The organism is Asanoa sp. NPDC050611, from assembly GCF_040654855.1.
GTDB lineage: Bacteria > Actinomycetota > Actinomycetes > Mycobacteriales > Micromonosporaceae > Asanoa.
Map to the genome: position 1 here is coordinate 1 of NZ_JBFAIU010000468.1, position 4668 is coordinate 4668.

The window sequence follows — 4668 nt, forward strand, 5'->3', positions numbered from 1 at the left end:
GGTTGCCGACCGTGAGCAGGCCGAACCCGCCGTGCAGGAAGCGCGGCGGCCGGCCCAGTTCTTCGAAGTGGTCCGAGGCCACCCACGGCGCGAGCGACTCGATCCGCCCGGCCGCCGAGCGCATCCCGCGCAGCAGGAACGTGGCGGCGAAGACGGTGTCGTTGATCTCGTTGCCGTGGGTCGCCGTGACGCCCCACTCGGTCCACCACAGGGGCAGCTCCCGGGCGCCGTCGATGCCCCGCAGGTCCAGCGGCGGGCTGCCGTAGATGTGGGTCGAGAGGAAGTCGACCGGGGCGTCGACGGCGAGCTGCCGGTCGATCCAGCCGACCGCCGCGGTGGCCGGGCCGCCGACCCGCAGGCCCGGGTCGACGTCCTTGACCGCGCGGGCGGACACCTCGTAGAGCCGCCAGTACTCGGCCGGGGTGCCCGACCAGAACACCGACAGGTTCGCCTCGTTCCACACCTCGAACGCCCACCGGTCGCGCACCTCGGCCAGACCGTAACGCTCGACCAGGTGGGCCACCAGGGCGCGGACCAGATCGCCCCAGCGGTCCCAGTCCTTCGGCGGCGAGATGATGCCGCGGTACGTGAACACCGTGCGCGACGGGTCGCTGGCCAGGTCGCGGGGCATGAAGCCGAGCTCGACGATCGGCCGCATGCCCAGCTCCAGCACGGTGTCGTAGACGCGGTCCACGCCCGACCAGTCGTACACCGGCGCGCCGTCGACCTCGCGGTAGACGCCGAGGTCGTCACAGAGGATGCCGTGCGCCCGCACGGTCTCCACGCCGAGCTCGTCGTGCACCCGGGCCAGCGCCGTGCGCAGCTCCGGCCCGATCTCCCGGCCGCCGGTGCGGTCGGTCGACAGCAGGTGGGACAGGTGCTCCGAGCCCACCATGAACCGCCACGGCCGGTGCAGCGGACCGGCGTCGCCGGCGGCGTCGACCTCCAGCAGGAGCGGCGCCACCGCCTCCGCCGGCCCGAGCGCCGCGCCGCGCACCGGCGTGCACAGTGGACCCATCGCGGTCACGGTCGCCAGCGGCGCGACCGCGTACCAGTACTCGCGTTCCGGTTCGATGGTGGTGTCGGTGTACGGACCGTGCGGCACGGCGAGGACGTCGCCCCCGCCGTGGTCCACGACGGTGAACGGTCCCGTGGCGCTGGTGGCGCGGTGCACGGCGTACCCGATGGCCCCCTCGACCGGATCCCAGCGGAGGGTGACCTGGCCGCGGCCGGGGGCCGCGACGAGCCCCGTCGGCGCGGGCAGGTCGGCCGCGTCGGGCTCGCCGGGTGCGCGGTCCTGCGCACCGCCGCTGCCCATCATCGCGACCCACTGTGCCCGCGCCTCCGTGGCGATGTCGCCGACCGTCATGCGCCCGCTCCGCGCAGCTGGGGCAGGTCCTGGTCGGCCGGGATGTTGAACGTCTCCTGTCCGATCAGCGGACGGATCCGCTGCTCGAAGCGCTTGTCCACGAATGACTTCCTGATGAGGTCGTTGGCGAGCTCGTTGCCGAGCGCGCCCATGATCATTGCCTGGTCGAGCGAGAGGTACCGCTTGGCCACGGTGCCGCTGCCGACCGCGACGGCGTCGTAGAAGCCGCCGGGCCCGTACGCGTCGAAGTTGGCCTTCAGGCGCGCCATGTTGTCCACGACCGGGCCCTTGGCGTACGGCAGCGCGAGGAACGCCGCGTGCGGTGTCACCACGCCGTCACCGTAGTCTGGTGCGGGACCCGCCGGGCGGCAGTCGCCGAAGCCGGCGTCATACTTCGACTTCTCCACATCGGACGGATAGCCGTCGGTGTCCATGCCCATCGCGTCGACGCCCCAGACCGCGTAGCCGCCGCTCGGGTTGCTGGCGGGGGAGAAGCCCCAGTAGCCGTAGCCGGCGTCGTTGAGGCCGTGCTCGATCTGGCCGGCCACGGTCGCCCGGTGGTTGCGGCCCCAGCTGTTCGGCGCCCAGCGCTCCTCGGGCACGAACAGGTCCGGCATGAGCGCCTCGAACATGTCGCCGCCCCAGCTCGGCACGAACCGGATACCGCGGTACTCGTACGCGCCCTCGTACACCGGCACGCCCTCGTAGCTGGTGTCGAAGCCGACCGGCTGCATCTCGTGCCAGCTCCAGTCACAGGTCGCCGGCAGGGTGCGCATCGTGTTGTAGTACGCCTCGGCCGGGATCTGCCCCGCGCCGATGCCGAGGTACGTCGCGATCCGCGGCTCGGTCACCGTGATGTCGTAGTGGTTGCAGGTGAACCAGACGCCGTCGCGCTGGAGCGAGCAGCCGGGCGGCGCCTCGTCCCAGAAGCCGCCGGCGATGAGACCGCTGGCGCCGAACGGGGTGGTGGCGGCCGGGTTGTAGTAGAACCCGAAGTTCATCTTCGACAGGATCGCGTCGGCCTTGCCGCGCAGCTCGGGCACCGCGCCCTTGACCACCCGCAGGGAAGCGGCCAGCCAGCCGTTGTCCACGCTGGACAGGAACGGGTAGACGGTGCTGCCGTCGTCCGGCCAGACGCGCACGACCGAGCCGTCCCGCGGGTCGTACCAGTTGTAGAACATGCCGGACTGCTCGTGGTGGTCGAGCCGGCCCAGGGTGTCCAGCGTCTTGCCGATCCGGTCCCGGGCCTCCTTGCGCGAGATGAAGCCCAGCTCGCGGGCGACCACCGCCGACCACATGTAGCCACCGATGTTCGTCGGCGAGGTGTAGGTCGAGCGGGTCTTCAGGTCACCGGAGATGTTGTCGGCGACCAGGCCGGTCCGGGCGTCGGTCATCGCGACCATCGACCGCCAGGTGTCCTTGGCGTAGGCGGTCAGCGTGCGGTCGGCGCTGCCCGGTGCGGCTACGGCTGCGGAGCCGCTCACCAGCACCAGGGCGAGCGCGACGACAGGGGCGAGGATGCGTCGCATGAGTCTCCTTACTTGAGTCCGGTGGTCGCGATGCCGCGCATGAAATGCCGCTGGAGGAGCAGGAACACGATCAGCACCGGCAGCACGACCACGACGGCCCCGGCCAGCAGCAGGCCGAAGTCGGTGCGGTTCTGCCCGATGCTGTAGAGCGCCAGGGCGACCGGCAGCGTGTACTTGTCCTCCGTGCTGGCGACCACGAGGGGCCAGAGGAAGTTGTTCCAGGACGCGAGGAACGTGAGGATCCCGAGCGTGGCCAGCGCCGGCCGGCACAGCGGCAGCACGACCCGCCAGAAGATCCGGAACTCGCCGGCGCCGTCGACCCGGGCGGCCTCGATCAGGTCGTCGGGGATCGACTGGAGGAACTGGCGCATGAGGAACACGCCGAACGGGCCGACGAGGAACGGCAGGATCAGCCCCGCGTACGAGTTGGTCAGGCCCATGTTGCTGACCAGCACGAACTGCGGGACGAAGGTCACCATGCCGGGCACCATCAGCATGCCGAGCACGGCCACGAACAGCACCCGCTTGCCGGGGTAGCGCAGCTTGGCCAGCGCGTACCCGACCAGCGAGCAGAACAGCAGGTTGCCCGCCGTCACCACGACGGCGACCAGGGCCGAGTTGAAGAAGAACAGCGGGAAGTCGAGCCGGGAGAACAGGTCGCGGAAGTTGTCCAGCGTCCAGGTCTCCGGCAGCCAGGTCGGCGGCACGGAACGGATCTCGCCCTCGGGCTTGAGCGACGAGAGCGCCATCCAGACGAACGGGCCGACGACCACCAGCAGTCCGACGGCCAGGATCGCGTAGAGCACCGCCTTGGCGACGCGGTCGCGCGGGCGTGCCCGAGTGTCCAGTGTGGTCATTTCCGTTCTCCCAGGAAGCGGAACTGGATGACCGACAGCGCCACGATCGCCACGAAGAGCACGTAGCTGGCCGCGGCCGCGTAGCCGTAGTTGCCGAACCCGAACTGGTTGTAGATGTGGTACGACACGGACAGGGTCGACGAGAGCGGGCCGCCCTGCGTCATCACGAACGGCTCCTCGAAGAACTGGAGGTAGCCGATGCCCGTGACCACGCCGCCGAACAGCAGCGTCGGGCGCAGCATGGGCAGCGTGACGCTGCGGAACTGCTGCCACCGGTTGGCGCCGTCGAGCGTGGCCGCCTCGTAGAGGTCGCCCGGGATGGCCTGCAGGCCGGCCAGGAAGATCACCATGAGGAAGCCGAAGTTGCGCCAGGCCGCCATCACGATCAGCGACGGCAGCGCCAGCTTCGTGTCGAACAGCCAGCTCGGCCCGTCGACGCCGACGACCCGGAGCAGGTTGTTGACCAGGCCGACCTCGGGGTCGAGCAGGAACCGCCAGACCACGGCGACGGCCACGATGCTGGTCACCACCGGCAGGTAGAAGCCGACCCGGAACAGCGCCCGGAACCGGATCAGGCCGGAGTTGAGCGCGGTCGCGGCGGCCAGGGCCAGCACGATGGTCAGCGGCACGCCGAACACCACGAAGATCAGCGTGTTGACCGATGACTTCAGGAACAGGTCGTCGCCGAAGAGCCGCGTGTAGTTGTCGAGGCCGACGAAGTTGACCGCGAACGGGTTGCGCAGGTCCGTCGACCGCAGGTCGGTGAAGCTCATCACCAGCGAGACCACGACCGGGACGGCCATGAACACCAGGAAGAGCACGGTGAAGGGCGCGGAGAAGGCCCAGCCGGTCAGCGCCCGGCGCAGACGCTGCCGCCGCTGGACCGTCCCGGCGGGCCGGTCGGAGGTGTCCC

General features: G+C 70.4%; 4 protein-coding genes. All 4 read right to left on the reverse strand.

Annotation, left to right across the window (positions count from 1 at the left end; translation table 11 throughout):
* On the reverse strand, positions 1-1369 hold a 1369-nt coding region (locus tag AB0H87_RS38305), incomplete at its 3' end, for a xylan 1,4-beta-xylosidase (RefSeq protein ID WP_360157568.1).
* Positions 1366-2898, reverse strand: a complete 1533-nt coding sequence (locus AB0H87_RS38310) for a glucoamylase family protein (RefSeq protein WP_360157571.1) — start codon at positions 2896-2898, stop codon at positions 1366-1368. The genes AB0H87_RS38310 and AB0H87_RS38305, both read right to left, overlap by 4 nt.
* An 8-nt stretch (positions 2899-2906) precedes the next feature.
* Positions 2907-3755: a carbohydrate ABC transporter permease gene (locus tag AB0H87_RS38315; RefSeq protein WP_360157574.1), complete on the reverse strand. Its 849-nt coding sequence runs from the start codon at positions 3753-3755 to the stop codon at positions 2907-2909.
* Positions 3752-4668: sugar ABC transporter permease (locus AB0H87_RS38320; RefSeq protein WP_360157577.1), on the reverse strand; the 917-nt coding region annotated here is incomplete at its 5' end. The genes AB0H87_RS38315 and AB0H87_RS38320, both read right to left, overlap by 4 nt.

Bases quoted from the DNA above. Each gene is read 5' to 3' on its own strand.
- AB0H87_RS38310 (WP_360157571.1), bottom strand. From the start codon at position 2,898: ATGCGACGCATCCTCGCCCCTGTCGTCGCGCTCGCCCTGGTGCTGGTG.
- AB0H87_RS38315 (WP_360157574.1), bottom strand. From the start codon at position 3,755: ATGACCACACTGGACACTCGGGCACGCCCGCGCGACCGCGTCGCCAAG.